Origin of the sequence: Curtobacterium sp. 8I-2 (assembly GCF_902506155.1) — a bacterium.
Classification (GTDB): Bacteria; Actinomycetota; Actinomycetes; order Actinomycetales; family Microbacteriaceae; genus Curtobacterium; species Curtobacterium poinsettiae.
Genome location: NZ_LR732826.1, coordinates 331024 through 357004 on the forward strand (window position 1 = coordinate 331024; position 25981 = coordinate 357004).

General features: G+C 69.5%; 19 protein-coding genes and 1 pseudogene. 10 read left to right on the forward strand and 10 right to left on the reverse strand.

Going from position 1 to position 25981, the window contains the following annotated elements; genetic code table 11:
- Positions 1–96 precede the first annotated feature (96 nt).
- The gene (locus BOSE127_RS01625; protein ID WP_159556058.1) at positions 97–1407 is read left to right on the forward strand and encodes an MATE family efflux transporter; all 1311 of its coding nucleotides are present in this window, start codon (positions 97–99) and stop codon (positions 1405–1407) included.
- Positions 1408–1475: 68 nt separating this feature from the next.
- Positions 1476–2663 (forward strand): lipopolysaccharide biosynthesis protein, encoded by a 1188-nt coding sequence (locus tag BOSE127_RS01630; RefSeq protein ID WP_159556059.1) that lies wholly within the window; start codon positions 1476–1478, stop codon positions 2661–2663.
- 223 nt (positions 2664–2886) lie between these two features.
- Here BOSE127_RS01630 and BOSE127_RS01635 read toward each other — a convergent pair whose 3' ends face one another.
- Together BOSE127_RS01635 and BOSE127_RS01640 are read right to left on the reverse strand one after the other, a co-directional pair.
- Positions 2887–3846 (reverse strand): hypothetical protein, encoded by a 960-nt coding sequence (locus BOSE127_RS01635; RefSeq protein ID WP_159556060.1) that lies wholly within the window; start codon positions 3844–3846, stop codon positions 2887–2889.
- 38 nt (positions 3847–3884) lie between these two features.
- Positions 3885–6812: a hypothetical protein gene (locus BOSE127_RS01640; protein ID WP_159556061.1), complete on the reverse strand. Its 2928-nt coding sequence runs from the start codon at positions 6810–6812 to the stop codon at positions 3885–3887.
- Positions 6813–7121: 309 nt separating this feature from the next.
- On the opposite strand from BOSE127_RS01640, the gene BOSE127_RS01645 reads away from it, so the two are divergent.
- Entirely contained in the window at positions 7122–7313 is a 192-nt protein-coding gene (locus BOSE127_RS01645; protein ID WP_328698923.1) for an Lsr2 family DNA-binding protein, read from the forward strand.
- A 143-nt stretch (positions 7314–7456) separates the two neighbouring features.
- On the opposite strand, the gene BOSE127_RS01650 is transcribed toward BOSE127_RS01645, so the two are convergent.
- Positions 7457–9520: a KAP family P-loop NTPase fold protein gene (locus tag BOSE127_RS01650; RefSeq protein WP_159556063.1), complete on the reverse strand. Its 2064-nt coding sequence runs from the start codon at positions 9518–9520 to the stop codon at positions 7457–7459.
- 284 nt (positions 9521–9804) lie between these two features.
- Positions 9805–10944, reverse strand: coding sequence for a substrate-binding domain-containing protein (locus tag BOSE127_RS01655; RefSeq protein WP_159556064.1), 1140 nt, complete (start codon positions 10942–10944; stop codon positions 9805–9807).
- A 105-nt stretch (positions 10945–11049) separates the two neighbouring features.
- Between BOSE127_RS01655 and BOSE127_RS01660 the strand changes: the two genes are divergently transcribed.
- On the forward strand, positions 11050–12300 hold the full coding sequence (locus tag BOSE127_RS01660; RefSeq protein WP_159556065.1) for an MFS transporter: 1251 nt from the start codon (positions 11050–11052) through the stop codon (positions 12298–12300).
- A 12-nt stretch (positions 12301–12312) separates the two neighbouring features.
- Here the strand turns inward: BOSE127_RS01660 and BOSE127_RS01665 are convergent, their stop codons facing one another.
- From BOSE127_RS01665 to BOSE127_RS01690, 6 genes are all read right to left on the reverse strand, one after another.
- Positions 12313–13836, reverse strand: coding sequence for a helix-turn-helix domain-containing protein (locus tag BOSE127_RS01665; RefSeq protein WP_159556066.1), 1524 nt, complete (start codon positions 13834–13836; stop codon positions 12313–12315).
- Complete coding sequence (locus BOSE127_RS01670) at positions 13833–14927, reverse strand: DUF917 domain-containing protein (protein ID WP_052481693.1); 1095 nt, start codon at positions 14925–14927, stop codon at positions 13833–13835. The genes BOSE127_RS01665 and BOSE127_RS01670 overlap by 4 nt, the downstream gene beginning before the upstream one ends.
- Positions 14928–14992: 65 nt before the next feature.
- Positions 14993–16117 carry a DUF917 domain-containing protein gene (locus BOSE127_RS01675; protein ID WP_071248827.1) on the reverse strand — a complete coding sequence of 375 codons (1125 nt, stop codon included), beginning with the start codon at positions 16115–16117 and terminating at the stop codon, positions 14993–14995.
- A complete protein-coding gene (locus BOSE127_RS01680) occupies positions 16114–17295 on the reverse strand; it encodes a DUF917 domain-containing protein (RefSeq protein WP_236559479.1) in 1182 nt (393 codons plus the stop codon). Before BOSE127_RS01680 ends, BOSE127_RS01675 begins: the two co-directional genes overlap by 4 nt.
- Entirely contained in the window at positions 17292–18848 is a 1557-nt protein-coding gene (locus tag BOSE127_RS01685) for a hydantoinase/oxoprolinase N-terminal domain-containing protein (protein ID WP_159556067.1), read from the reverse strand. The genes BOSE127_RS01680 and BOSE127_RS01685 overlap by 4 nt, the downstream gene beginning before the upstream one ends.
- A gap of 142 nt (positions 18849–18990) precedes the next feature.
- A complete protein-coding gene (locus tag BOSE127_RS01690) occupies positions 18991–20355 on the reverse strand; it encodes a purine-cytosine permease family protein (protein WP_042538008.1) in 1365 nt (454 codons plus the stop codon).
- A gap of 231 nt (positions 20356–20586) precedes the next feature.
- Between BOSE127_RS01690 and BOSE127_RS01695 the strand changes: the two genes are divergently transcribed.
- The 6 genes and pseudogenes from BOSE127_RS01695 to BOSE127_RS17275 all read left to right on the forward strand — a co-directional run.
- Positions 20587–21237 carry a hypothetical protein gene (locus tag BOSE127_RS01695; RefSeq protein ID WP_159556068.1) on the forward strand — a complete coding sequence of 217 codons (651 nt, stop codon included), beginning with the start codon at positions 20587–20589 and terminating at the stop codon, positions 21235–21237.
- A gap of 25 nt (positions 21238–21262) precedes the next feature.
- A complete protein-coding gene (locus tag BOSE127_RS01700; RefSeq protein WP_071249931.1) occupies positions 21263–21454 on the forward strand; it encodes a hypothetical protein in 192 nt (63 codons plus the stop codon).
- A gap of 46 nt (positions 21455–21500) precedes the next feature.
- Positions 21501–22196, forward strand: a complete 696-nt coding sequence (gene nucS, locus BOSE127_RS01705) for an endonuclease NucS (protein ID WP_017887754.1) — start codon at positions 21501–21503, stop codon at positions 22194–22196.
- A 101-nt stretch (positions 22197–22297) separates the two neighbouring features.
- Positions 22298–22972, forward strand: a complete 675-nt coding sequence (locus BOSE127_RS01710; RefSeq protein WP_159556069.1) for an HAD hydrolase-like protein — start codon at positions 22298–22300, stop codon at positions 22970–22972.
- Positions 22969–24246 carry an MFS transporter gene (locus tag BOSE127_RS01715; RefSeq protein WP_159556070.1) on the forward strand — a complete coding sequence of 426 codons (1278 nt, stop codon included), beginning with the start codon at positions 22969–22971 and terminating at the stop codon, positions 24244–24246. Before BOSE127_RS01710 ends, BOSE127_RS01715 begins: the two co-directional genes overlap by 4 nt.
- A 361-nt stretch (positions 24247–24607) precedes the next feature.
- Positions 24608–25153, forward strand: a pseudogene (locus BOSE127_RS17275) (ArnT family glycosyltransferase); the annotation flags it as partial.
- Positions 25154–25981: the final 828 nt, after the last annotated feature.

Sequence of the window (25981 nt, forward strand, 5' to 3'; positions counted from 1 at the left end):
CAGTCCGTCCCGGGGTCGCGCCCACCCCGCCTCGTGACCACGACGGGTCGGCATCGCCGACAGAATGGGTCGGTGCACCGACCGACGCGACCCGCTGTGACCGCTGAGCGGCGCGCGGTCGACCGCGACATCGTGCGGCTGGCGGTGCCGGCGCTCGGAGCGCTCGTGGTCGAGCCGCTGTTCCTGCTGACCGACACCGCGCTCGTCGGGCACCTGGGGGCGACGCCGCTGGCGGCCGTCGGGCTCGCGAGTGCCGTGCTGTCGACGGTGACCGGGCTGCTGGTGTTCCTGGCGTACTCGACGACGCCGGCCGTGGCACGGGCGCTCGGTGGTGGCGACCGTCGCGGAGCCGTGCACGCGGGCATCGACGGGATGTGGCTCGCGCTCGTGCTGGGGGTGGTGCTGGCGCTGGTCGGGTGGCCGCTCGCCGGGCCGCTCGTCGACCTGTTCGGCGCCTCGGCCGAGGTGTCGGCCGCCGCGACCGCGTACCTGACCATCTCGCTGATCGGGCTGCCCGGCATCCTGGTGGTGACCGCCTCGACCGGACTGCTGCGTGGGCTGCAGGACACGAAGACCCCGCTCGTCGTCGCGACCATCGGGTTCGTCGCGAACGGGCTGCTCAACGCCGTCCTGATCTACGGCGCCGGCTGGGGTGTCGAGGGATCCGCCGCCGGCACCGTCATCGTGCAGTGGGCGATGGCCGTCGTCTACGTGCGCATCGCGGTGCGGGCCGCTCGGTCGTCGGGGGCGCCGCTGCGACCCGGCGCCTCGGGCGTCGCACGAGCACTGCGGTCGGGTGCCTGGCTGTTCCTGCGGACCGCGTCGCTGCGGATCGCGATGCTCGCGACCGTCGGGGCCGCTGCCGGGCTGGGGACCACCGGACTGGCGACGACGCAGGTCGGGCTGACCGTCTTCTCGACGCTGGCGTTCGTACTCGACGCCCTGGCGATCGCCGGACAGGCGCTCGTCGGGCACGGGCTCGGCGGGCGTGACCCGGAGCGGGTGCGACTGGTGACCAGGCGGCTCGTGCTGCTCGGAATCGCCGGCGGTGTGCTGCTCGGGGTGCTGACCCTGGCCGTGAGCGGGGTGCTCGGGCCGGTGTTCTCGGACTCGCAGGCGGTGCGGGACGCCCTGCCCGTCGTGCTGGTGCTCATCGCGGTCGGGATGCCCGTCGCCGGGTACGTCTTCGTGCTCGACGGAGTGCTGATCGGCGCCGGTGATGCGCGGTACCTGGCCATCGCCGGAGGCGTGAACCTCGTCGTCTACCTGCCGCTGCTCTGGTGGGCCGGCGGGACGCTCGCGGGATTGTGGGCGGCCTTCGCCCTCGGCTACATCGGGGTCCGGGCGGTGACGCTCGGGGTGCGGGCGCACCGGCGGGGCTGGGTGGAACAGGCGTTGGCGCGGTGAGCGGGGCGTCTCCGGCTGGGCCCGCTTCGTCTGCCGGGCCTGGTTCTCCTGCGGCTCCGTCGTCTTCGGTGGCTTCGTCGGCCGTGCTCGCCACGGTCGGCATCGGGGTGCAGGGTGTCGCGAAGCTGCTCGTGACCGTCGTCGTCGGGCGGGTGTTCGGCACCGAGACCCTCGGGCAGACCACCGCCCTGCTGTCGCTCTCGGTGTTCGTCGCGCTGCTCTGGCCGAACGCCGCGGGCAACACTGCATCGCGGTTCCTGGCGATCGCGCTGCGGGGTCGGCGGTCGGACGCCGCGGTGAACCGGCTGCTCGGGGTGTCGATGCTGGTCTCGAGCGTGGTGCTCGCGGCGGTCACCGTGCCGATCGCGCTGGCCTGGGGCAACGGCCCCGGCATGGTGCTCGGTGGTGCAGCGGTCGTCGTCGGCTACGGCCTCTACTGCTACGCCCGCGGCGCGCAGCTCGGCTACGACCGGGCACCCCGGGTCGCACTGTGGGACTCCGTGACGAGCGTGCTGGCGCTCGGGTTGCTCGTGGTGGCATGCGTCGCGCGGCTCGAGCCCTTCGTGCTGCTGCCCCTGGCCATCGGGTACACGGTGTTCGCGATCGCGTGCTGGCCGCGGGGCAACGGCTTCTCGCCGGCTTCGCACAAACCCGCTGCCGGGGTGCTCGGGTTCGCAGCGTGGAACGTGCTGGCGGTGGTGACTTCGAACGGGTTGCTGCAGTTGACGATGATCTCGGCGCAGGTGACGTCGTCCGCGCACGACGCCGGTGTCTACGCCGCCGCCTTCACCCTGGCGACGCCGGCGTCGATGCTCGGGCAGGCGCTGGGGCAGGTGCTCGTGCCGGCGTTCGCACACCGGACCGATGGTGGATCGTTGCGCTCCCGCGGAGCGCTGCTGCTCGTCGTCGGGTTCGCGGCGGTATCCGCCGTCGTGTTCGGCCTGGTCGCCCTGCTCGCAGGATGGTTCCTGCCGATCGTCTACCCCGCCGAGGGTGCCGCTGCCGTCGCCGACCTGCGGTACCTGATGGTCGCGGTGTGGGTGTTCACCGTCGGGCTCGTGCCGGCGGCGTTGCTGCTCGCCGCTGGACGCTCACGGCAGGTCGCACTGGCTTCGGTCGCCGGGTTCGTCGTCGGCGCTGGGCTCATGGCAGTGCTCGGGCCCGTCGCAGGTGTCGCGGGTGGCACCACGGGGTTCTTGGTCGGGAGTGCGGTGAACCTGGTTGCGGTGGTGGGGCTCGGGGTGCGGCGGCGGTGAGCCGCAGCCGGAGCGCCCGTCCTCAGAAGGCGGCGCTGAGGGCTCAAGGCGGTGTCTTTCAACAACAAGACGCTTCGCCTCATCGAGGCGAATTGGGCCAGACTCGCCGGCTTGCAGACTGAGAACGATTCACCGGAGTCCCAATTCACGGGGGACACCGGTGCTTCCGGTCGAAGAAAGAAGTTGCTGCGGGGGCGTCGTCGACGCGACGGCCGTCTTCTCGTCAGCCCAGGACGATCGGTGGGAAGACCGCGAAACGGTTGGCAGGGTCCTCACCCGTGAAAGTCGCCGCTTCGTCTGCGATCGTTGGATTCCAGCTGTGAAGTGCGGTTGCTGCGTCTGGATTGTCGCGGCTGACGCTTCCTGCTTGCGAGCGAGGGGACGCGTTTGCCGCCCCGTCAACACGCAGCACAGCACCGCCGTCACGAGCGGCCACGTTGCCGGGCTGCAGAGGCGTTGCTGCCCCAAGGAGGAGGTGGATGTCGACGCCGGCGTCGTGGCGGTCTCCGTTGGTGTAGCGAGTGCGCAGGGCTCCGTGAGGAGAGGGAAGCCCCGTCCGTGGATCCCAGCTTGCGGTGTGCATCCGTGCGACTTCGATGCCCACGGAGACTGCCTGTTGCGTGCCTGGAATCCGGGCTTCACAGAACGGGTTGTGCCTGCTCTCGGTGATCCCGGCTGCGTCTGGGTGAGCTTGGTCCCACAGCATGGGTGAGGCGGTGCCGGGCGGGTCGATTTCCGACATCAGCGATTTCTGCAAGCTGAGCAGCAGGCGGCCTCCTTGGTAGAGGAGCGTTGTGTCGTGCACCTGGTACTGGATGGAGCGCTGATCGAGCACCCGTTCCCGCCACCAGACGGTTCCCGGACACCACAACACGTGTGGGTAGGTCCTGCTGATCTGTTCCAGGTAGGGCAGCACCCGGTACACGGTTCCCCTGTCGTAGGGGCCGTTGTCCTGCGTCGTGAATGTGAACTGGGGGGCGACGAAGACCGGGAGGACTTCGTCCACGCGTTGAGACCCGATGGCTTCCCGAAGGTATGAGGCCTGGATCGCTATCTGCTTCTGCAGGTGCTGCAGCTGTGTCATCTCCCATGGGAACGACCCTCGCTCCGCCATCACCTCAGCCATCTTGTCGCCGCTGTGTGTGTCGAGCTCCCATACGTGCAGTTGCACTGCGCCGGCCATGTTGTCGCCCCCTCAGCGCTGTCTGATCGAGGTGAGCATCAGCTAGCGAAGGTCGAAGGTGCAGCAGGATCGGCTGTTCCCGCGAATGTCTGGAGCTGATCGACGAAGTCGACGATGTCGAGCTGATCGGCCGTGGTGCTGTTCGGGTCGGCCTGTCCCATGATGACGCTTTTGTCATGGGGGGTGAACTCGTTGAACCATCCGAGGATCTGCGGGCCAGGCATCGAGATGTTCACGACCGTGTCCGTCACCTTGGTGTGCAACGACGACGCATCGCTGTGCGCCGCCGATGCACTCGAGGCGCTGAAGCACAGGAACCCGCCCCCAACGGCCGACTTGCTGTCGAGAACAGTCTGGATGTCAGCGAGTGCCTCAGAGTGCGCCTGGAACCGTATCGTGACGTCCTTCGCCACCACGAACGCGACCGGGAACGCCGGCAGGATCGCCTTGTTGGCGGTGCCCGCCACGGCTTCGTCGGTGGCGTCTACGGTTCCGAAGGAAATCGGCAGGGACGAGATACGGCTCATGTCGCCGCTGAGCTTGAAGACTCCAGGGTCGAACCAGCCCCGTTCGATCTCCACTTTGGTGACCTTCATACCGATGTCGACGCTGACTGAAGAGTCAAGCTGCGACTTGCTGTCGCTCGCAGACGAGCTGCTGCTGCTGCCGCTGGCACTGCCGAGGAACAAGTCGACACTCCAGCTGGTTTCCGACGACGAACTCGCGGCGCTGCTGATGTCGGTTGCATCGTCGGTTGACACGGAGTACTGCAGACTCAACCAGCGATCCGACGTGACAGCCGGCGTCATCGCTCCAGTCGTGGAGGGCGCCGCTACAAAACTTGACGCGCGAGCTTCGACGGCCGTCCTGACCCGCGGAACAATGTCGCTTCCCTTCAGCCCGCTGAGTACGCCTTCCACGTAGCTGTCGACACCGGCGACGTTCGTTGTTGCAGCTGGCGCGGGCGCAGTTGTGAAGCTCGCAAGAAGGTTCACGTCCGCTGGGGCAGCCGTACCCGCTTGAAGAGGCGCCAGCTTCGTCGCGCTTTCATCGACCCAATTGTTCGCCCTGGCAACAATGGCGGCGAGTTGAGTTTCGATCAGCTGAGCCAGCGTCGCCACCTCGGTCGCAGCCGTCGAATCCGCGGCGGTGCTGATGGATGTCCCGATATCGGCCATGCCAGAAGGGGGCGTATTGACAGCTGTACCGATGGCTGTCTTCACCGTTTCGGGGGTCGCGTCTGCGGCGGCGCTCGCTGTGTCGAGCGCTTCTTGCACGCTGGCAATCCATGTCGTCAGATCGTCGTCTGCCAAAGAGACCGCGTCATTCAGCGCCGAGCCCCATGCGCTGTACCCGGCAGCGAGCACAGCAGCGAATGTCAGCGGAGGATCAACGTCTGCAGCAGCTGGCTTGGTCGTATCGTCCGGTTTGACTGTGTTCGCAGCCGCACTTGCATCAGGGGTCACGTTCGAGGGAAGCGCCTCGCCTACAGATGCCAAGTAGGCCTGAGGATCAACACTCGGTCCATCCGCCGCCGCGAGAATCTTGCTGATCGTCGCGGGGGAGTCGCCCGTCACCACTGCGGTTACTGGTGGTGTGGTTACGGGAGGGCGGGGGGTGGCGAGCTGATTCTGCAGCGTTGTGATGTCCGCGAGCTGCTGCTGAAGCCGACTGAGCAACACAGGCGCATCTGCGAAGGTCGCTGCTTGATCGGATCCGAGCGTCAGCCCGGCACTCACGAGACCCTGAGCCCCGGCGAGCAACGCGGTCTGCGCGTCGGACACGGCCTTCATCCCCGCGGTGAGGGCCGCCATGTCCTTCGGGCTCAGCCCAGTGCCATCGGCCTTGGCTGCCTTGTCGTGGACGGCATCATCTGTGTCCTTCGCTGCTTTGCTCACCTCGGCGACGTCTGCATCGAGTTTGCCGACGCCCGACGTGCTTGCTTCGTAGCGGGCAGCCATGTTCGCCGCGGTGATGGTGTTCGCGGTGTACGCCGTCTGCAGGTTGGACTGTGCTGTCGCGTATGCGGTCTGTGCTGTGGAGAAGGCTCGGGCCGCGCCGGCGAGGTCCGCGTTGGATGGCATCTGTGCGACCAGATTCTGCACCTGGGACACCGATGCGCTGAGAGCTTGCCGGCGGGCGGTGAGCGTCAGTGCGATGAACGCGGGGTCTTGCAGCAGATCGACTGGGTCCTGATCGCTTGCGAGATCCAGGAACCAGTTGTCGGGTGTCAAGTTGACGGGGTAGATGAAGCCGCCGTCGGGTGAGGGCACACGCAGGTCCATCACCTGCTGCGACGCTTCTTGGATCGCCCCGCCCGGTCCAGCAGCAAGCGCTCCGAGGATCGCGTTCATGTCCGCCGGCGAGAAGACGGCCAAGAGACGGCCCTCTGCGGCGTCGACGATGGCCAGCCGAGTCTCGGCGACTTCCTCGTACCACTCGAGGAACACCTCGGGAGTCGACTTCTCTCGCTGCTCGATGACCTCGGTCTCCCACTTCGACTTCTCGGCGAGCCAAGCTTCGTAGAGGGCGAAGTAGAACTCCTCGAGGTTGCCGACGAACGGTTCACCGCTCACCGTCGCTGAAGCCGGCGCAGGCGAATGGAGGTAGGCCCGCAGCTTGTTCTTGATCCGCGGCATCATCGGATCGAACTTGGGGACGAGCACGCTCAGCGCTTGCAGGAACTGCGAGGAGAGCCGCTGGCCGTTCGGTGCCGGACTCACCGTCGTGACGTCGAACAATTGGTCGACAAGCCGCGATTCGTTCGCCGCAACAACGACGGGTTTCGCTTTCGTGACGTCGTACGCGTACTCCGACGGGTCCAGGATCGTTCCCGGCACGGTCATCATGAAGTATTGATTGGGGTTGTTTCCCCCGAGCACCTGGTTCAGCTGGTCGCGGATCTGGCCGATGACGCCAAGACCCTTCGGAGCCGCTGCCGTGTCTGCGCTGATCGGATCGGACATGGTGCCTTCTTCGTTGAGACGCGGCCGAACGCGGCCGAGCGACGGATGATGTCCCCGGATGCCGTTGGGCTTTGCGAGCGAAGACGTCCCCACGCTCGATGCAGTCCGTGACGCAACGCTCGAAAAATCTCATGTTCGGTGTGCGCACGCTCACGGTAGGACGTCACGACCAAATGGTTCTACCCCCCGTGGTGGGGCACCGCCCTGCCTCAACGCTGCCGGACGACATTGGCTCTTGCTACACAACTCGGGCAGTGCTTCCTCGGAGCGAACCCACCACACGAGCCGATAACATTGATTATGTTAGGTATGGGCAGGTGCGCCTGTCTGCGTCGAGGTGATCACGGCCTCGGGGTACGGGCGGGTACCAGCGCCGGGAAGCGTGGCAACTCGGAAAACCTCTCAAGGATCCGCGAGTGGGCACACGAGAACGGCCACGAAGTCTCCAGCCGTGGCCGGATCAGCCAGGCCGTTCGTGACGCGTACGACCCCGCACATTGACGCCACTCCCACAAAGCACGACGAAGGCCGCCTGCCCGCACGGTCAGCCGGCCTTCGTCGTCGGAGCCGATAGCGCGCTCTTATGTCAGCTTGCCACCTAACTGCACTGATGGTCTATATGGCTTAATTAACCAGACGTGACTCTATTCGTCATCCGGCCGCCAGCCCGCGGCATACCGCATCCCAAGTTCAACGAGCGGCGACTGTCCATCCACTTCCTCAAGTCGAACGACAGCAGCCCGGAGCGGTGCCTCCCCTCCGAAGACGCCTATGAGGCCATCCCACCAGAGACGAGCCTCGGTGCGCACATGTCGTGATCCGCTCGTCTGGCTTCGGGCGACTGTGCGACCGGAACGTAGTAGAGAACGAATCTCGTCAACGTTTTCGAAAGTCGGCGGTACATACCGGTCACCCAAGCGCTTGCCCGCAATCCAGTACACTCTCAGGAGACTGAACTCTCGGCTGGGTACGTCGGAATGTTTGGCCATAACGCTCGCCACGAATTGATGCTCTAGCCGGTCCGCTTCGGCGACCGAAATCAGTTTAGCCCCAACGTTTTCCTGGTGGCCCACATCGCGAAGGAGCAGCTCTTGTGACGAATACGAATTTAGCAACAGCAGAATCGCCTCCACAGCCGCCTCTCGTTCCGGCTCAGTCGGGAGGAGGCGGAGTAGCTGCAGCACTACCCTGCTCACCACCAAGTCAGGGCGCATCATGTCGAACATCCCACGCTGATCGCGCTCGGGAATGAGGTCGACAGTCGATAGGAGGGTTGCGGCCGAAGGGATCACCATCTCTTGTCGAAACTCAGAGGCGAGCGCTCCAAGAGCGATCAGAGCATCTTCAATCTGCTCGGGAGGGATTGCCTCGATATGACTTGCCAGCGCACACCTATCACTCATTGCCTCGAGAGCCCCTTCGGCCCAGCGGGCAGCCAAGAGCTCGCTCGACACTAGGCGCCCGAAGTATAGGTCCGCGTACGCAATATGGGCGACTCGATGATTGCGCTTCCATACTTCGGAAAAGTCAGCACCGTAATGTGTACCACTCATGTAGCGCTGAGCAGCCGGGAAGAGCCGTGTGAGGAGCTGGTTCACGGCATCAGCGTCAGGACCCGCCGCCTCGAGTATGCGTGAAACCTCTAATTTTTCTTTGGACAGATCCTGCGAACCATAGCCCGCACTCACTGTTGTAAGAGTTCTCCTCGACTGCTCAAAAAGCCTGAAGATGTCCGGTCGAAATACACGAATCGCTTCGAGCGCCAGTAGATCGACCGCTTCAATATCGGCACCGAGAGCGCGCAGCGTGCCTTGGGCTGACAACACGAAACGAGTGACGTCCCGCAGGTTCGAAATCATCGGCTCAACTATGTCAAAGTAGACGTCCGCCCACTCCTCCGAGGAGAATCGCAGATTCTCAATACCCTGAACTACGACGCCAAGTCGCTCACTTACCTGTGAGCGCAAGTGACCTTCTGAAACCGCTGGTAGATCAAGGCTAACTTGAACAATCTTCTCCAGATAGTCTCGGCCCGGTATCCCATCTTCAGATAGCGCCGCCTCGACCCGATGCCGATCAAAAGCAAGCAGATAGATGACGTTCGCGAAATTAGCAGTCAATCGCACAAGCTTGAAGACATCACGAATTTCGGGAGTCGTCAGTCGGTCGATATCGTCAATTACAACAACGACGGGTTGCGGTAATTTTTTCAACTCGGAAGTTACATCTTGCTTGAGGGACCCGGTTCCACGCCTACGGTCCTCAATCAGCCTCGTTGCTGTCTTCGCGGCCTTGAAAGATCGATCGTACCAAGCTCCAACATACGGCAGCATAGCCAACGGACTCAGGACGTCGCCGTATTTCTCCAAATTATCCGCGATGGTACCGAGTTTTGCATTCGGCGATACGCGCAGAGCTGCAGAAATCTCCCGAAAGAAAGCCTCACTAAGCTGCTGAGTGCCCGAAAAAAGCCATGGATTGAATTCAATGACAGGCATCTCAGGCGCAGACCGAAACTCCTCCCTCATCATGTTCACGAAAGAAGTTTTACCCGAACCCCACGCACCTAGGATCCCGACGACTGCTCCGCGTGACGCATCCAAGAGACGGACGGACTCGGCAAATTCTCGAGCGACCGGGGCCCGGCCAAGCGTGTCATCGTCGGACGAGCCGATCGGGTTGTCCAGCGGCGCACCAGGAGTAGACATAGTGACCTCTTTCACGGATCGCAGGCGGGACGTGAGCTCGAGCGAGATAGGCCCGTCTTTTCACTGAGGGTAGCTCAGCCCAGCCTCCGGGACCATCGTTCGAGCTTGCGTTTGATCTGGCCAAGTCATCGGAAGCGCCCGCACCCCGCGTTGCTGTGAGGTATGCCCCAACTCCACAGTGACTCGGCCGCGTGCATGCGTTGTTCTGAGGTTGGGCTAGGACGTTCAACCACAGGAGTGCGCGCAGGTCTAGACCCCATGCCACACACTCACCCGAGCCGGTATTACTGTCGGTAGGTGCGTGTGTCCGGCGGCGGCCCCGTCGTGTCCCCCACCCGCAACTCCGAGATGAACGACGCCGGCTGCGGCTCCGCCCCCTCGAGCATGGCCAGAGCGGCACGGGCGGCGGCTTGGCCCTTCTGCACGAACGGCTGCACCAGGGTGGTCAGGTGCCGGATCGGGGTGCGGTGGAGCAGGCTGTCGTCCACCGTGATGCCGTCGAAGCCGACGATGCTGACATCCTCGGGGACACGGAGTCCGGCGTCGAGCGCGGCCGAGATCACCCCGACGGCGATCAGGTCACTCTGGGCGATGACGGCGGTGGGGCGGGGGCCGTCCGGGGCGAAGAGCTCCGTGCCGGCGAGACGCCCCTCTTCGACCGAGCTGCCGGCGGTCTCGATCGCGACGGCCTCCGGGTAGACCTGGCGCACACCACGCAGGCGTTCGAGCGTGGTGAAGGCGATGCCCTCGGCCTGCCGAGGTGCGTCGATCGGGCCACGGCGACGTGCGGCATCGAGGGGCAGGGTCACGACGGTCACGTCCCGGTGGCCGAGCCCCTGCAGGTACTCCGCAGCACGGCGTGAGGCCTCCCGGTTGTCGAGCTGGACGGGGACAGCGCCCTCGATCTCGGCCGCCTCGATCGCGACGACCGGGATCTGCCGACGGCGCAGCACGGCGACGGCGGGGTCGATCCGCACGTTGCACCCGACGAGCACGACGGCGTCCATCGGGGCATCGACCAGCGGGCCGGCGCCCTGCTCGTCGTCGAGCGGACTCCGGACGAGCAGCAGGGACACCCCCGCGGCGCCCGCTACCTCGGCGATGCCGTCGAGCGTCAGGACGTTCACCGGGTCACGGAAGGCATCGCTCAGGCGCTCGTCCATCACGACGCCGATGACGCCGGAGCGCCCTCGGCGCAGGGAACGAGCACGGGGGTCGGGGCCGCCGTAACCGAGGTCGGCGGCGGCGGCGAGCACGCGGGCCTTGGCGTCCTCGGAAACCGGGCCGAGACCGCTGAACGCGAGCGATGCCGTCGACGGCGCGACACCGGCGGCACGGGCGACCGCGGCGAGCGTCGGGCGCGACGGACGGGTGGCGCCGCCGCGGGAAGGCGACGCGCCGGGTCCTGTTGCCGGTTCGTCCATCGCCCGTTAGCGTAGCCGGAACGAGCAGTCGAATCGATTCGACAACCGCAACACCAGCACCAGAACGCGCAGCACCGAGCGCGTCGCAGCACGATGGGAACCACCATGACGACGCCGTCCACCCGCACCGTCCCGACCACCAAGGCCTGGATCATCGCGGTGTTCGTGGTGTTCACCCTGTCCGGGCTCGACATCGCGACGTGGCTGGGCCGGATCCCGAGCGTCCGCGACTCCCTCGGGGCGAGCACGTTCGAGATGGGCCTGCTCGTGCTCGGCATGGCGGTCGGCTCCATCGGTGGGCTGACGTTCGCCGGACACATCGTCGCGAAGCTCGGTGCGAGGCGGGGCGTGCAGGTGGCTGCGGCATGCCTGGCGCTCGGCATGGTCTTCGCCGGGGTCGCGGTCACGCTCGGGTGGGGCTTCGCCGCCATCTGGATCGCGCTCATCGCGTTCGGCTTCGGCAACGGCCTGTGCGACGTGTCGATGAACGTCTCCGGCGCCGCCGCCGAGAAGGCCGGCGGACGCACGATCATGCCGCTGTTCCACGCCGCGTTCAGCCTCGGTACGCTCGCGGGTGCAGGCCTCGGCGCGCTGGCCGAGAAGCTCGAGATCCCGGTGTCGTGGCACTTCATCGTGCTCGTCGTCATCACGAGCGCCGCCATGCTCGTCGCCGTCGCGAAGTTCCAGGACGAGCACCGCTTCGAGCAGCCGGTGTCCACCGACACCAGCCCGGTCGCGACCCCGCTCACCCGCTGGCAGGTCTGGGCACAGCCGTCCACGCTGTTGATCGGCGTGATCGTGCTCGGCATGGCGCTGGCCGAGGGGTCCGCGAACGACTGGCTGCCCCTCGCGATGATCGACGGCCACGGGCTCGACAACGCCGGCGGGGCTGCCGTGCTGACGGTGTTCCTCGCCGCGATGACCGCCGGCCGCGTCGCCGGCAGCCCGCTGATCGACAAGTTCGGCCGCGTGCCGGTCCTGCGCATCAGCGCCGCCGTCGCGGTGGTCGGCCTCGGCATGCTCATCTTCATCGACGACGTGCCGCTCGCGATCGTGGGCGTCGTGCTCTGGGGCCTCGGTGCCAGCCTCGGCTTCCCGATGGGCATGTCCGCCGCGGCCGACGACCCCCGCACCGCGGCCGCCAAGGTCAGCGCCGTCGCGACGATCGGCTACGTGGCGTTCCTGGCCGGGCCGCCGCTGATCGGGTTCCTCGGCGAGCAGATCGGCCTGCTCGGGGCGCTGCTGATCGTCTTCGTGTTCATCATCGCGGCCGGCCTGGCCTCCGGCGCAGCACGCGAGACCGGCGCAGCAGCCCGACCCACCCGCGAGACCGAGCAGGCCGGCAACCGCAGCTGACACAACCCGCCCTCAGCCGCCATCCCCCGCCCGCGCCCGCGTCGCCAGGTGCAGGGCGAGGCGGGTCTCGGGGTCGGACAGGTCCACCGCGAGCAGCCGCTCCACCCGCGCGATGCGGTCGGACACGGTGTTCCGGTGCACCCCGAGCACCGCTGCGGTCTCGGCGATCGACGACTCCGCGTCCAGGTAGGCGGCGAGCGTCGTCAGGAGCGCCCCGCCACCGCGTTCGAGCGGCGCGAGCAACTGCCGAGAGGCCGGCAGGAACGTGTCCGTCTGCGTCCACGCGAGCAGCAGCTGCGCGAGCCCGAGCCGGTCGACGTGCACGAAGTGTCCCGACTCCGGACGGCTGGCGGCCAGACGGGCGGCGTCGCCCGCCTCGCCGAGCGTCCGCACCAGCCCGGCAGGGCCCGCCTGCAGACTGCCGACACCCACGTTGGTCTCCACGGTGGTGCGGAGCGTGTTCTGCGCGCGCCGCAGCCGACCCGCGATGTCGGCCACCGCCTCCCGGCCGGGTTCGTCGGGTTCCGACAGCCACAGCACCCAGCCGTCCGCCTGTTCGACGACGACCGCGTCGACTCCCTCGGCGCGCACCGCGGCGTCGACCTGCTGGCGGAGCGCGACCAGGTCGACGCCCCGCCGCGCGACCACGCGCGCACCGACGTGCCAGGCGTCCAGCCGCCACCCGGCGGCGATGGTCCGCTGCACGAGCTGCGGGGCGGGCGCCCCGTCGGCCGCCCGGAGTTCGTCGAGCATCGCCATCCGGTAGCGGGCGTCGCGCTCGTCGTCGAGCCGGGTGAGCAGCAGCCGGTGCCCGACGGCGACGGCGGCGACCTGCAGGGCGCTCGCGACCACCTGCTGTTCGGCGGCGATCGGGACGGACAGACCGACGGCCAGCCAGGCGCGCGGTCCGATGCCGGTGCCGACCGGGATCGCGACGAGCGTCTCGTCGACACCCTCGGCGATCAGCACGTCGCTCGTGCCGGCGCGGCGGACGAGCACGGCGCGGGCTGTGTCGTCGACGGCGGCTCCGCGGAGTGCCAGGCCCGACGCGTCGAGGAACCGCACCGGGTGGCCGAGCGACCGGTCGAGCCGGGCGAACAGGTCGTCGAGTTCGGGGCCGGCGTCGAGCGCGACGCGGGAGGCGTCGAGGGCTGCCCGGGCCGCCGGCCCCATCCCGGTGCCGATGAGTTCGTGCAGGCGGACCGAGGTCGCCCACGGGTCCGGGGTGGCGAGCACGGCGACGCCGAGCCGGTCGGCGAGCGTCGTGGTGCCGGGGCCGAGTTCCAGTGCCCCGTCGACGACGAGCAGGGTGGTGCCGGCCGCGGAGGCCCGGCGCAGCAGCACGTCGAAGCGTGCGTCCGCACGGTCGACGGGGGTGAGCAGCACGACGACGTCGTCGCCCTGGGCGAGCGACCGGCCGACCTGGTCGGGGGTCCCCACGACACCGCGGACGCTCCGGACCGCCGTGCTGCCGGGGCCGACGAGCAGGCGGGTGCCTGCTGGCAGGAGCGGCAGCAGGTCGCCGACGGCGTTCACGCGAGCACCTGGCGCACGGCCTCGGGCACGACGTCGGCGTCGATGCCGAACGCCCGCGGTCCCATGTGCGCGGTGCGGTCGGGGTCCGCCCACCACCACGGCGCCGACGGCAGCACGAGCACGGCGAGTTCGTTGCCGACCCGCGTGCGGTCGGTCGCCACCGGCGCGAGCGAGCGCGCGTCGACGACCGTGATGACGCTCGGCGTGCTGGCGACGGGCAGGCCGTCGACCAGGCAGTGCACGTACTCGCTGCCCGCCTCGACCCGGGCGACCGCACCCGTGCCGGCGTCGCGGATCGCCAGGCTGCTGCGGACGAACGCGAGCGCGTCCCCCTCGCGCTGCACGTCGATGACCCGGCCCTGCGCGACGACCCGGCCGCCGATGAGCGCGGCGAGTTCCGCCGCGTCGCGTGCACCACCAGCTGCGCGTCCGATCCGGAGGGCGCGCTGCACGCTGCCGACGACGGCCCGCTCGCGCAGCAGCGCCACCGGGACCGGGCCGATCGCGAAGGCCGCCCAGCCGCCGCTGTGCGAGACGGCCTCGCGCCAGACCGTCTCGACGTCGTGGGGCTGCCGGGCGTCGACGACGATCCGCAGACCGCTCGTGGTTGCAGCCGCCGCCGTGACCGTCGTGGTCGGGCCGACGAAGACCGACAGCTGGTCGATGCGCGGGACCGCACGGCCGACCAGGTCCGCGTCGACGAGCGGCAGTCCGGCGGCGTGGGCGGTGAGGGCCGCGGCCGGTCCGGTCACGCCGCCGATCTGCGCGGCGACGACGGCGTCGGCACGGACGCCCGTCCAGCGTTCGACCGCCGCGAGCGCGGCCGGCAGCTCCTCGCCGCTCGGCATCTTCTCCTCGAGCACGTTGGTCGACCCGATGATCCCCACGGCCACCACCGAGCCGAGTGCGGGGTCGTCGAGGTCGACGACCGGCACACTGCGGTCGCCGAGCGCGAAGCGGAGTGCGCTGACCATGTGGTCGACGCGGCCTCCACCGCCGCAGCCGAGCAGGGCGGTGCCGCGTCCGAAGACGGTCGCGTCGTCGGCCTGGAGGCCCGTCACACCGCCGCCCCGCCGCTCACCCTGGTCCATGGGTCCATTCTGCTGCCGTGGTCGCGTCCCGGGGCCGGGCCCCGGGGTCGGCGCGGGACCGTTCGTCAGCCGACCGCCGGGGCGGCCGGGCGGACGTGCTCGTGCAGGTCCTCGACCGGGACGAACGGTTCGTCGAGCCCGAAGCACGACGGCCCGAACACGGCGAGCGCCTCCGGGGTCCGCATCAGGTCGGGGGTCGAGATGCCGATCACCCGGACGCGCTGCCCGAACCGCAGGCGCTCGGTGGTGATCGGTTCGGCGGTCTCGGCGTCGAGGACGCAGATCAGGTCGGGCACGACGGCGACGAGCTGCCCGTCACGCCGGGCGACCAGGTTCTCGTTCTGGAACCGGAGTTCGAGCTCGGAGCCGTCGGTCCCCTGCACGGTGGCGCGCCCGCGAGCGAACCCGTCGACCGTGCGGCGCTCGACGTCGACGACCTTGCCGTCGAACAGCTCGCGCAGGTGCGTGTAGATCGTCGTGCCGAGGGCCTCGGCGAGCGCGTCGATGGGGTCGCGGTGGGCTTCACGGGCGACCCGGATGGCCCGACCGACGGCGAGTGCAAGGGAGAGCGTGCGCGGGACGGCGGTCTCCTGCACCTGGCGGCCGGACATGGCGTACTCGGCGATGTAGGCGACGCCGCCGAGCCGGATGGTGACCCCGCGGGCGAGCCACTCCATCTTCTTGTTGTCCGTGCCGGTCTCGATGATGACGCCGTGGCCGTTCTCGTCGCTGATCGCCAGCGGGCTGCCTGGGACCCCGTAGACCGAGAACGTCTCCATCTGCAGCTCGGGGAACGCACGGCCCATGCCGTCCGCGTCGACCACGGGCAGGCCACCGGTGGCGCCGACGAGCAGCGGGATCATCGAGTTGATGCCGCCGCACTCGATGGGCATCGTCGCGGTCGCCGTCCGGCCCAGGTGGGCTTCGAGCCGACGGAGGGCGCCGAGGGGTTCCGGTCCGGCGGGGATGCGTTCGAGCACGACGGTCGGTGCGCCCATCTGCGCGGTGGGGATGACGAGGGCGTCGTCGGGGACCTCGGACGGGTCGAGGATCGTGACGGGGCCGTGCTGTTCGATCGCGGCACGGACCAGGAGCATCCCGATGGTGGGGTCGCCCCCGCCGCCGGTGCCGAGCAGCGCGGCGCCGCGGGCCAGGTCGGGCAGGTCGTCGACGTCGAGGATCCAGCTCATCGGGCTTCCTCCGTGCTCTCGCCCGCGCTCGTGGTGCCGTCGTGGCGGACCGCGGGGGTGTCGTAGCCGAAGTACCGCGGGCCGGCCAGGCGCAGACCGTCCGGGGAGTGCCAGCGTTCGTCGGCCGGTGCGGTGACGATCCGGATGCGGGCGCCGAAGCGCAGGGCCTCGGTGGTGATCGGTTCGCCGGTCTCGGCGTCCAGGGTGATGATGAGGTCGGGAGCCGTGGTGCGGACCTGGCCGGCCACCTCGACCAGCAGGTGCTCGTTCTGGAACCGGAGCACCGCCTCCAGGCCGGTGTCGCTGCCGGAACCGGCGATGCGGGCCGTGCCACGGGCGAACCCGGTGACGGTCTTGCGCTCGATGTCGGCGACCTTGCCCTGGAACACGACCGTGCCGCCGAGCACCTCGGTGACCGCCGTGACGGGGTCGGCGTTCTCGCTGCGTGCGCGCACCAGCGTCTCGCCGAGCCGGACGCTCAGCGACAGGCTGCCGCGGACGAACGACTCCTTCACCTGCGCGCCGGACATGGCGTACTGCGCCGTGATCGCGGAGCAGCCCATCTCGACCGTCGCCGTGCGGGCGAGCCGTTCCGCCCACCGGTTGTCCACCGTGTCGAAGACCACGGTGTTGCCCTTCTCGTCGGCCAGGGCCATCGGTGTCGCACTGACCCCGGACAGGGTCGGCAGCACCATCTGCACCTCGGGGAACGCACGGCCCATGCCGTCGCCGTCGACCAGGGGCAGGCCGAGCTCGGCAGCGGCGACGATCGGCGTCGTCGAGTTCACGCCGCCGACCTCGATGCAGGCCAGGTGGGTGGGGGTCACGTTGAGGAACGCCGACAGGCTGCGGATGGCCTCGGCGAACTGGCCGGCGGACGGCAGCTTCTCGACCATCACGGTGGGCGCACCGATCATCGCGACCGAGAGCACCACGGCGTCGTCGGGTAGGTCCTCGACCTGGACGATCTCGACCGGGCCGTGGGCGCGGACGGCAGCCTCGGCGAGCAGGCGTCCGATGTAGGGGTCACCGCCGCCGCCGGTGCCGAGGATCGCGGCGCCGCGGGCGAGGGCCGAGCAGTCGGCGCCGATGGAGGTGATGGGGACCTCAGCGGACTGCTCGGCGGTCTGGGAGTTGGAGGTGGTCCTGGGCGGGGTCGCGGTCTCGGTGGCGCTCATCGGACCAGCGCCCCGAGTGCCAGGTCGCCCACGGCCTTGGCGCGGATCCGCGTCGCGTTGCCCGGCAGGTACGGGATCGGAACCTCGTCGAAGTCGACGATGTCCACCGAGCCGGGGTCGGCGCCGGCCGCGATGGCGCGGTCGACGGCCTCTTGCCGCGCCTCGTCGACCACGGCGGACCGTCGGCCGTCGCTGATCGCATAGACCTTGTCGACCTCACCGCTGACCTGCGCGATCGCCGCACCGATGGCGTTGGCGACCGAGTAGTGCTCCGGGCGGTGCACGGTGCCGAGTCCGGGCAGGGTGTCCGGCAGCAGCACCGAACCGCCACCGACCGCCACGACGGGCAGCGGGTCGGACGAGGTGCGCATCCGCTCCACGATGTCGGCCACGCGCTCCGCGATGACGTCCAGCGCGCGGGCGGCGACCTCGGCCGGCACCCCGGCGACGAGCGACGGGTCCCCGATCGCGCCACGGCCACCGCGGACGGCCACGTCGGTCGCGGTCAGGGTGGTGCCGCCGAAGACCAGACCCTCCTCGGTCAGGCGGTACCCGACGGAGTCCGGGCCGACGACGCTGCCGTCCTCGCGGATGCGGGAACCGCCGCCGATGCCGACGGACAGGACGTCGGGCATCCGGAAGTTCGTGCGGATGCCGGCGACGGCGACCTCGCCGGTGGCCTCGCGCGGGAAGCCCGCGGTCAGGACGCCCACGTCACTCGTCGTGCCGCCGACGTCGACGACCGCGCAGGTGTCGAAGCCGGACAGCACCGCGGCGCCGCGCATCGAGTTGGTCGGGCCCGAGGCGAACGTCGCGACCGGGTAGCGGCGGGCGTACTCGACGTCCATCAGCGTGCCGTCGTTCTGGCTCAGGAAGAGCGGTGCGTCGATGCCGCTGCCCGTGACCGACCCGGACAGCCCGTCGACGATGCGGTCGGCGAGCTCGCGGAGCGCCGCGTTGATGATCGTCGCGTTCTCGCGCTCGAGCAGGCCGATCCGACCGATCTCGGACGACAGCGAGAACGCCACGTCCGGCCCGAGCTCGGCGGCCATGATCTCCTGCGCGCGCTGCTCGAACTCGTCGTTGATCGGCGAGAACACCGACGAGATCGCGACGGACCGGATGCCCGCGGCGGCGATGGCACCGGCGTGCCGCTTGAGTTCCTCGGGGTCGAGCTCCGAGATGACCCGGCCGTCGAACTCGTGGCCGCCGTGGGCCAGGAACGGCTGCGCGTGCACGGCCGACACCAGGTGCGCGGGCCAGTCCGTGAACGGCGGCAGCGAGGCCGTCGCCGGCAGGCCCAGGCGGACCGCGGCGGTCGAGGCGAGGCCACGTGCCTCGACCAGGGCGTTGATGAAGTGGGTGGTGCCGATCATCACGCCGTCGATGTCCGTGGGGCCGAAGGCGTGCTGTTCGCGCAGGCCGTCGAGCGCGGCGACGATGCCCGAGGTGACGTCGGGGGTGGTGGACCGCTTGACCGCCGCACGGACGGAGCTGCCGTCCATCAGGACGGCGTCCGTGTTGGTGCCGCCGACGTCGATGCCGATGCGCATGGGGGTTCCCTTCGGTGGTGCGGGTGCGGTGGTGCGGGTGCGGGGTCTTCGCGAGGGGTGTTGCTGGTTGGTGGGGACCGGCCGCGCCGTCGCGCGGATCAGGGGTGCGGCGACGCGACCGGCCGTTCTGGGACCGCCCGGGTCAGGCGGCGGGGGCGGCCGGTGCGGCGGGCGCAGCCTCGGTCCGACTCACACCGACACCGCGGATCAGCCCGGCCTTGCCGGCGACCACGTAGAGCACGAAGGCGATGACCACGGAGTTGATCGACGGGATCCCGACGGCGACGAAGTACCCGATGAGCGAGGCGACCGCCCAGATCACCAGGGTGGCCGGCACCCACGTGGGCGAGGTCGCCGGGATGTTCTCGGCGTCGCTCAACTCGCGGCGCCAGCGCTTCACGACGAAGTACTCCGCCACCATGATCCCGGCGATCGGCGGGAAGACGACCCCGAGCACGGACAGGAACGGCGTCAGCGCCCCGAGGAACCCGACCGCGGCGAGCACCGAGCCGACGACGCCCATCACGAGCGTCACGAGCCCGCGGTTCACCTGCTTGCCGAACACCGCGTCGATGAAGTTCGTGACGCCGAGGCTCGAGCTGTAGATGTTCCAGTCGTTGATCTTGAACGTGCCGAGCAGGATCACGAGGATGCCGACCCAGCCGACGCTCGACGTGATCACGCGGGTGATGTCCGCGGAGCCGACGGCGTGGGCGAGCAGGACACCGGCCAGGCCGATGACGTACTCGCCGAGCGTCACGCCGAGCAGCGTCTGCTTCACGACGTCGCCGACCGAGCGGTTGAAGCGGGTCATGTCCGGCGTGATCACCGCACCGACGATGAACCCGCCGGCGACCAGGGTGGTGCCGGCCACGAAGCTCAGCTCCGGACCGGCCGGGGCACGCGCGGCGAGCTCGGCGATCGAGTGCCGACTCAGCTCGACGATGACCGCCCAGCCGACGAGCACCAGGAACAGCGGCACGGTGACGTTCGCCAGCCACTGCATCGAGTGGAACCCGCGCAGGACGATCGCGGTGACGAGCAGCCCGAACACGAGCGACCACGCCCAGGCGGGCAGGATCGGCAGGATCGAGACGAGGCCGGCCGCCGAGACGCCCGACTGGATGCCGAACCAGCCGATCAGGCTCAGCCCGATCGCCAGCCCGACCAGCGCCGAGCCGGCCTTGCCGAACCCGGTCCAGCGGGCGATGACCGAGGTGTTCAGGCCCTCCTTCACGCCGATGACGCCGACGAGGACCGAGACGATCTCCAGGATCACGGCGCCGAGGGTGATCGCCCAGAAGGCGTCCCAGAAGCTCATGCCGAAGCCGAGCGTCGCACCGAGCAGGAACTGGGACAGGGCCGAGATCTGCCCGAAGCGCTGCACGGCGACCTGGAACCAGCCGTAGCGTGCGGACATCGGGACCCGGCTGAGCGAGTAGTCGTCGACGGCGACCGACTCGGAACGGGGGGTTCGTGGTGCTGACACTGCGGTCTCGCTGGCCATCGTGGCTCCTCGGGGAGGGGTGTCGGCGTGGGCCGATCGGGGTGTCAGCCACGGTAGGGCGGCATGGGATTGCGGTACATGTGCACAACGTCGTTACCGGCATGTGAATCCGTGCGTGCTGCACAGTTCGAGTCTCCGCGGCGAGGAATTGGACAGGAATTACCCCTTGCAGTCGTGAAGTATCAGGTGCAGAGTTTCACCATCCGGCAACGACGCTCGACAGGAGAACCCATGAAGCTCTGCACCGTCCACCCCGTCCGCATCGCCCTGGTCGCGATCGCAGCCGCAGCGATCAGCGCCTCGGCGCTGGTCGGCAGCCCCGCCAACGCAGCGGAAGCTGATCCGGACGAGTCGACCTTCTTCTCCGCAACGGATCTCGACGAACTGGCTCCGAGCGGCAGCGCAGCACTCGATCCGGCCGTCTTCCTCGAAGGGCTCGAGGAGCTCGAAGCGTCGTCCGTCCGCCGCCAGGCGGTCACCGAAGCCGGCCTCACCTCGTACCGGTACATCGTCGACGAAGGAACGCTCACGCTCCCGAGTGCCGCCGACGTCAGGGCGGCCATCGAGGAGGCAGACGAGACCGGATCGGCCGGCACGATCTCGCCGTTCCTCGAGGCTCGCTTCTCGGGGATCAAGACAGCGATCGGGTTCAACACGGTCGACCAACAGGCTCTCGCCGCGGGTGGTGGCGCAGCCGTCGGTGCCGCCATCTGTCTCATCCCGGGCGTCGGCTGGGCAGCCTGCGCCGTGATCGGTGTCGTCGTCAGCGTTGCAACCACCTACGTGTTCCAGCACGGCATCTGCAGCGGCGGGCGGAAACTGTGGTGGTACGACGTCAAGGGTGGCTCGACCGTCGGTTGCCGGTCATCGGCACCGTTCTGAGCCGAGGACGGGGAAGGACGACAGCATGCGGTCATGGCTCCTGTACATCACGATCGTCATCGCTGCCCTCGTGGCAGTCCTGCTGATCGCCAACTGGTTGCCAGCTGCTTCGTCGGGCGTGTTCGTCATCGGCACCCCCGTCATCGTGATCGGCGCTGGGCTGGGCGCGAAGTACGTGAAGGAACGACGCAAGGGCCGACGTGCGCACCAGCGATGACGAGACAGCGGCGGCGGCGAGCCCTCCGCCCGGTTAGGCTTCCGGGGTGCGTCTCGTCATCGCCCGGTGCTCCGTCGACTACGCGGGCCGGCTCTCAGCCCACCTGCCGCTCGCGACCCGCCTGCTCATGCTCAAGGCGGACGGCTCCCTGCTCGTGCACTCCGACGGCGGCAGCTACAAGCCGCTGAACTGGATGAGCCCGCCCTGCTCGATCGAGATCACCGAGCCGGACGAGGAGCAGTCGGTCGCCGGCATCACCCAGGTGTGGACGGTGACGCAGAAGAAGACGCAGGACAAGCTCATCGTCTCCCTGTACGAGGTCGTGTCCGACGAGACCCACGACCTGGGCGTCGACCCGGGCCTGGTGAAGGACGGGGTCGAGGCGCACCTGCAGCAGCTCCTGGCCGAGCAGATCGAGCTGCTCGGGGACGGCCACACCCTGGTCCGCCGCGAGTACATGACGGCCATCGGGCCCGTCGACATCCTGGCGCGCGACGACGCCGGGGCGAGCGTCGCCGTCGAGATGAAGCGCAACGCCAACATCGACGCGGTGGAGCAGCTCACCCGCTACCTCGAGCTCATGAACCGCGATCCGCACCTGCGTCCGGTGCAGGGCGTGCTGGCGGCGCAGACGGTGGCACCGCAGGCACGCACCCTCGCCGAGGACCGCGGCATCCGCGTCCTCGTGCTCGACTACGACGCGATGCGCGGCATCGAGGGCGGGCACACCCGCCTGTTCTGAGCCGCGTCGGCCCGTCCGGCCTGGAGGCACGGCGCACCCCCGCCCCGCCGCCGACGGAACCCGGATGGTCGCCGCCACCGCCCGGCTAGGGTGGGCAGGACATGACCAGCCCGTTCTCCGCCATCCTGTTCGACCTCGACGGCACCATCAGCGACTCCGCGCCGGGCATCCTCGAGAGCCTGACGCACACCTTCCGCACCGTCGGCGTCCCGGTGCCGGACCGCGACACCCTGATGTCGTTCGTGGGCCCGCCCATCATGGACACGTTCCGGATCGCGATGGGCATGGACGACGAACTGGCCGACCGCACGCTGGCCGTCTACCGCGAGCACTACTTCTCGCACGGGGCGCTCGACTCGGCGATGTTCCCGGACATCGACGTCGTCCTGCGCACCCTGCACCAGGCAGGGCTGCCGATCTCGACGGCGACGAGCAAGCCGGAGACCCCGGCGACCTACATCCTCGAGCACTACGGGCTCACCGGGGACATCGACATCATCACCGGCGCGAGCGACGACGAGGTCCGGTCGAGCAAGGCCGACGTCGTCGAAGAAGCACTGCGCCGACTCGAGGCCCACGGCTTCGACACCAGCCGCCCGGTGCTGATCGGCGACCGGAAGCACGACGTCGAGGGCGCGACCGTGCACGGTGTCCCGGTCGTCTTCGCCGAGTGGGGCTACGGCTCCCCCGACGAGGCCGAGGGCACCATCGCCACGGCTGCGACCCCGCTCGACCTGCTGACGATCCTGCTGCCGTCCGCGACGCCGTCCGCATGAACGACGTCGCACGTCGGGGCCTGCGCCGCGCCGCCTGGCTGCTGCCCGCTGCCATCGTCCTCATCGCCCTGAACTTCCGTGGCCCGATCGTCGCGACGGCCCCGGTCATCGGTGACGTCCGAGCCGACCTCGGCCTGACCGCGACGATCGCCGGGCTGCTGACGACGATCCCGGTGCTCTGCTTCGCCCTCGCGACGCCGTTCGCCAGCTGGGTCATCGCGAAGGCCGACCCCGAGCGCGCGGTGTCCCTGTCGCTCGTCATCGTGCTCGCCGGCACCGTCGTGCGCTCGATGCCCTCGTCGGCGGCGCTGCTGATCGGCACCGCGGTCATCGGCATCGGCATCACGATCGGCAACGTGGTGATCCCGGTGGTCATCCGGCGGGACACCTCGCCGGAGCGCGTCGGCCTGGTCACCGGCGTCTACACGTCGGCGCTCAACGTCGGGTCGATGATCACGTCGCTCGGCACCGCTCCCCTGGCGGCCCTGTGGGGCTGGCCGGTCGCCATCGCGATCTGGGCGGTCTTCGCGCTCATCGCCGCCGCTGCCTGGACCTACGCGGTCGGTGCTCGGGCCGCCTGGCGACGCCCGGTGCCGTCCGACCACGACGGACCACTGCCGATCACCGGTCCGATCGACCAGGTGCTCGACACCGGGGCGATCCGCACCGCGCGCGCCGCCGAGGCCGCACGGGTCGCCGCCGCCGAACCGATCCGGCCGGCACGACGGCTCATCACCTGGGGCCTGACGCTGGCGTTCGGCGGCCAGGCGTTCTCGTACTACGCCCTCACCGCGTGGATCCCGACCCTGCTGCACGACGAGATCGGCTTCTCGAAGGCGTCGTCGGGCGCGAGCTCGTCGGTGTTCCAGATCCTGGCCGTCGTCGGGGCGCTCGGCGTCCCGCTGCTCGCGACCCGGTGGCGTCCGGCGGCGATCATCGCCCTGGTCGGCACCCTGTGGCTGGCGATGCCGCTCGGGCTGCTGTTCGCCCCGCAGCTCTGGTTGCTGTGGTCCGTGCTCGGCGGCGCGGCCCAGGGCGGTGGCATCACCGTGATCTTCATCGTCATCGTGCGGATCGTCTCCAGCGACGCCGACGCACGCCGGATGTCCGCGTTCGTGCAGGGCGGCGGCTACCTGATCGGGTCCGCGGGGCCGCTGCTCGCCGGGGCGCTGCACGGTGCGACGGGTACCTGGACCGCACCGCTCCTCGTCGTGCTCGTCGCGGTGCTGACCCTGGGTGTCGTCGGGACGTTCGCCGCGCGACGGGTCTCCTGAGCGCGGAACCGCCCGCCGTCCCGCCCGCCCGCCGCCCGGCGCCCTGACCCCGAACCCGAGCGCCGGCTGAGACCCCGCTCCGGCTCGACCCCCGAGGCGCTGACCGACGGGGGCCGCACCCGCACGACCCCTCAGCGCGCGGACCGGCTTCGCGGCCAGCTGGCGGCACGGTCCCGGCCCATCGTCATCCCGGACGGCCAAGGTCCGGAGAGTGGACATCCGACGACCCGCCCGGTGGCGGGACCAGCCGCTCGCGGCACGGCTCACCCTGCTCGTGATCGCGGGCGGCATGACCGTGCTGCTCGCCTGGAACCTGGGCCGTGGTGGGGACTTCGGCTTCTACCAGGCGTCGGCGCGGTCGATGTCCGAGTCGTGGCCGGCGCTCTTCTCCGGCGCGTTCGACCCCTCGGCGACGGTGACGCTCGACAAGCTCAGCGGCTTCGCGGTGCCGCAGGCGCTGAGCCTCCGGTTGTTCGGGCACTCCACCGCAGCGCTCGCGTTCCCCCAGGTCATCGAGGGGCTCGTCACGCTGTGGGCCTGCTCCCTGGTCGGACTCCGCTGGGCCGGTGTCGGGACGGGCCTCGTCGCCGCCGCGGCAGCCGGGTCGACGCCGATCTTCGTGTCGATGTTCGCGCACCCGATGGAGGACGGCATGGTCACCGCCGCGCTGGCGGTCGCCCTGCTGTGCTGGCAGCACGCGGCACTGACCGGGCGGTGGTGGCCGCTCGTCACCGCGGGCCTGGCGGTCGGCGTCGGGTTCCAGGCGAAGATGGTGCAGGCCTGGTTCGTCCTGCCGGCGCTGCTGCTCGGCACGCTGCTGGCCTCGGCCCGGCACGACGGCCGTCCCTTCCGCTTCGGCACCCGGGTCGTCCGCGCCGGAGTGCTCGGGGTCGTCGCGGTCCTGGCATCGGTGTCGTGGGTGACCGCGCTGGCACTCACGCCGTCGGGTTCGCGGCCGTGGGCGGACGGCTCGACGACCGACAGTCCGCTCGCGATGGTGTTCGGGTACAACGGCATCGACCGGTTCCTGCCCGGCGCGGTGCCCGGGTCCGTCCGGTCGTTCACGGTGCCGTTCGGCCCGCACACCTGGCGCGGTGGTGCGGCCGGGTTCGGCAAGCTGCTCGAACCGCACCTGGCGTCGCAGGTGGCCTGGCTCCTGCCCGCGGCGATGTTCGGCGTGGTGGTCGCGGCCGTGGTGCTGGTCCGACGGCGAGCGCGGAGGATCACGCGAGCGTCGACACGCACAGCCCACGACACCGCCGGCACCTCTTTCGGGCACGCGTTCGACACCCGTGCCGGAGCCGCCACCCTGGCCGTCCTGGTCGTCTGGCTCGGTACCGCGGCGCTCGTGCTGTCGGTGGCCGCGGTGCCGCACACCGCCTACGTCGCGGCGATCGGCGTCCAGCTCGCCCTGCTCGCGGCCCTCGGGTGGCGCGGTGCGGTCGGCCTGGTCCGGGCGCAGTCCCGGGTACTCCGGGCGCTCCCCGTCGTCCTCGCCGTGGCGCAGCTCGGCTGGGTGGTGTTCCTCGCCCAGGGCACCGCGATGCCACGCGTGCTCGCCGGGCCCGCGATCACCGTCGCGACGGTCGCCGTCGTCGCCGGCGTCGTGGTGCTGTGCTGGCGACCCCGCTGGGAGGCGACCCGCGGGCCGGGCTGGCACCGGGCCTCCCGGACGACCATCGCGCTCGCAGCCGGGCTCGCGCTGGTCGCCGGACCGGCCGCGTTCTCACTGCAG

Bases quoted from the DNA above. Each gene is read 5' to 3' on its own strand.
- BOSE127_RS01635 (WP_159556060.1), bottom strand. From the start codon at position 3,846: ATGGCCGGCGCAGTGCAACTGCACGTATGGGAGCTCGACACACACAGC.
- BOSE127_RS01640 (WP_159556061.1), bottom strand. From the start codon at position 6,812: ATGTCCGATCCGATCAGCGCAGACACGGCAGCGGCTCCGAAGGGTCTT.
- BOSE127_RS01645 (WP_328698923.1), top strand. From the start codon at position 7,122: ATGGGCAGGTGCGCCTGTCTGCGTCGAGGTGATCACGGCCTCGGGGTA.
- BOSE127_RS01650 (WP_159556063.1), bottom strand. From the start codon at position 9,520: ATGTCTACTCCTGGTGCGCCGCTGGACAACCCGATCGGCTCGTCCGAC.
- BOSE127_RS01655 (WP_159556064.1), bottom strand. From the start codon at position 10,944: ATGGACGAACCGGCAACAGGACCCGGCGCGTCGCCTTCCCGCGGCGGC.
- BOSE127_RS01660 (WP_159556065.1), top strand. From the start codon at position 11,050: ATGACGACGCCGTCCACCCGCACCGTCCCGACCACCAAGGCCTGGATC.
- BOSE127_RS01670 (WP_052481693.1), bottom strand. From the start codon at position 14,927: ATGGACCAGGGTGAGCGGCGGGGCGGCGGTGTGACGGGCCTCCAGGCC.
- BOSE127_RS01675 (WP_071248827.1), bottom strand. From the start codon at position 16,117: ATGAGCTGGATCCTCGACGTCGACGACCTGCCCGACCTGGCCCGCGGC.
- BOSE127_RS01680 (WP_236559479.1), bottom strand. From the start codon at position 17,295: ATGAGCGCCACCGAGACCGCGACCCCGCCCAGGACCACCTCCAACTCC.
- BOSE127_RS01685 (WP_159556067.1), bottom strand. From the start codon at position 18,848: ATGCGCATCGGCATCGACGTCGGCGGCACCAACACGGACGCCGTCCTG.
- BOSE127_RS01690 (WP_042538008.1), bottom strand. From the start codon at position 20,355: ATGGCCAGCGAGACCGCAGTGTCAGCACCACGAACCCCCCGTTCCGAG.
- BOSE127_RS01695 (WP_159556068.1), top strand. From the start codon at position 20,587: ATGAAGCTCTGCACCGTCCACCCCGTCCGCATCGCCCTGGTCGCGATC.
- BOSE127_RS01700 (WP_071249931.1), top strand. From the start codon at position 21,263: ATGCGGTCATGGCTCCTGTACATCACGATCGTCATCGCTGCCCTCGTG.
- BOSE127_RS01710 (WP_159556069.1), top strand. From the start codon at position 22,298: ATGACCAGCCCGTTCTCCGCCATCCTGTTCGACCTCGACGGCACCATC.
- BOSE127_RS01715 (WP_159556070.1), top strand. From the start codon at position 22,969: ATGAACGACGTCGCACGTCGGGGCCTGCGCCGCGCCGCCTGGCTGCTG.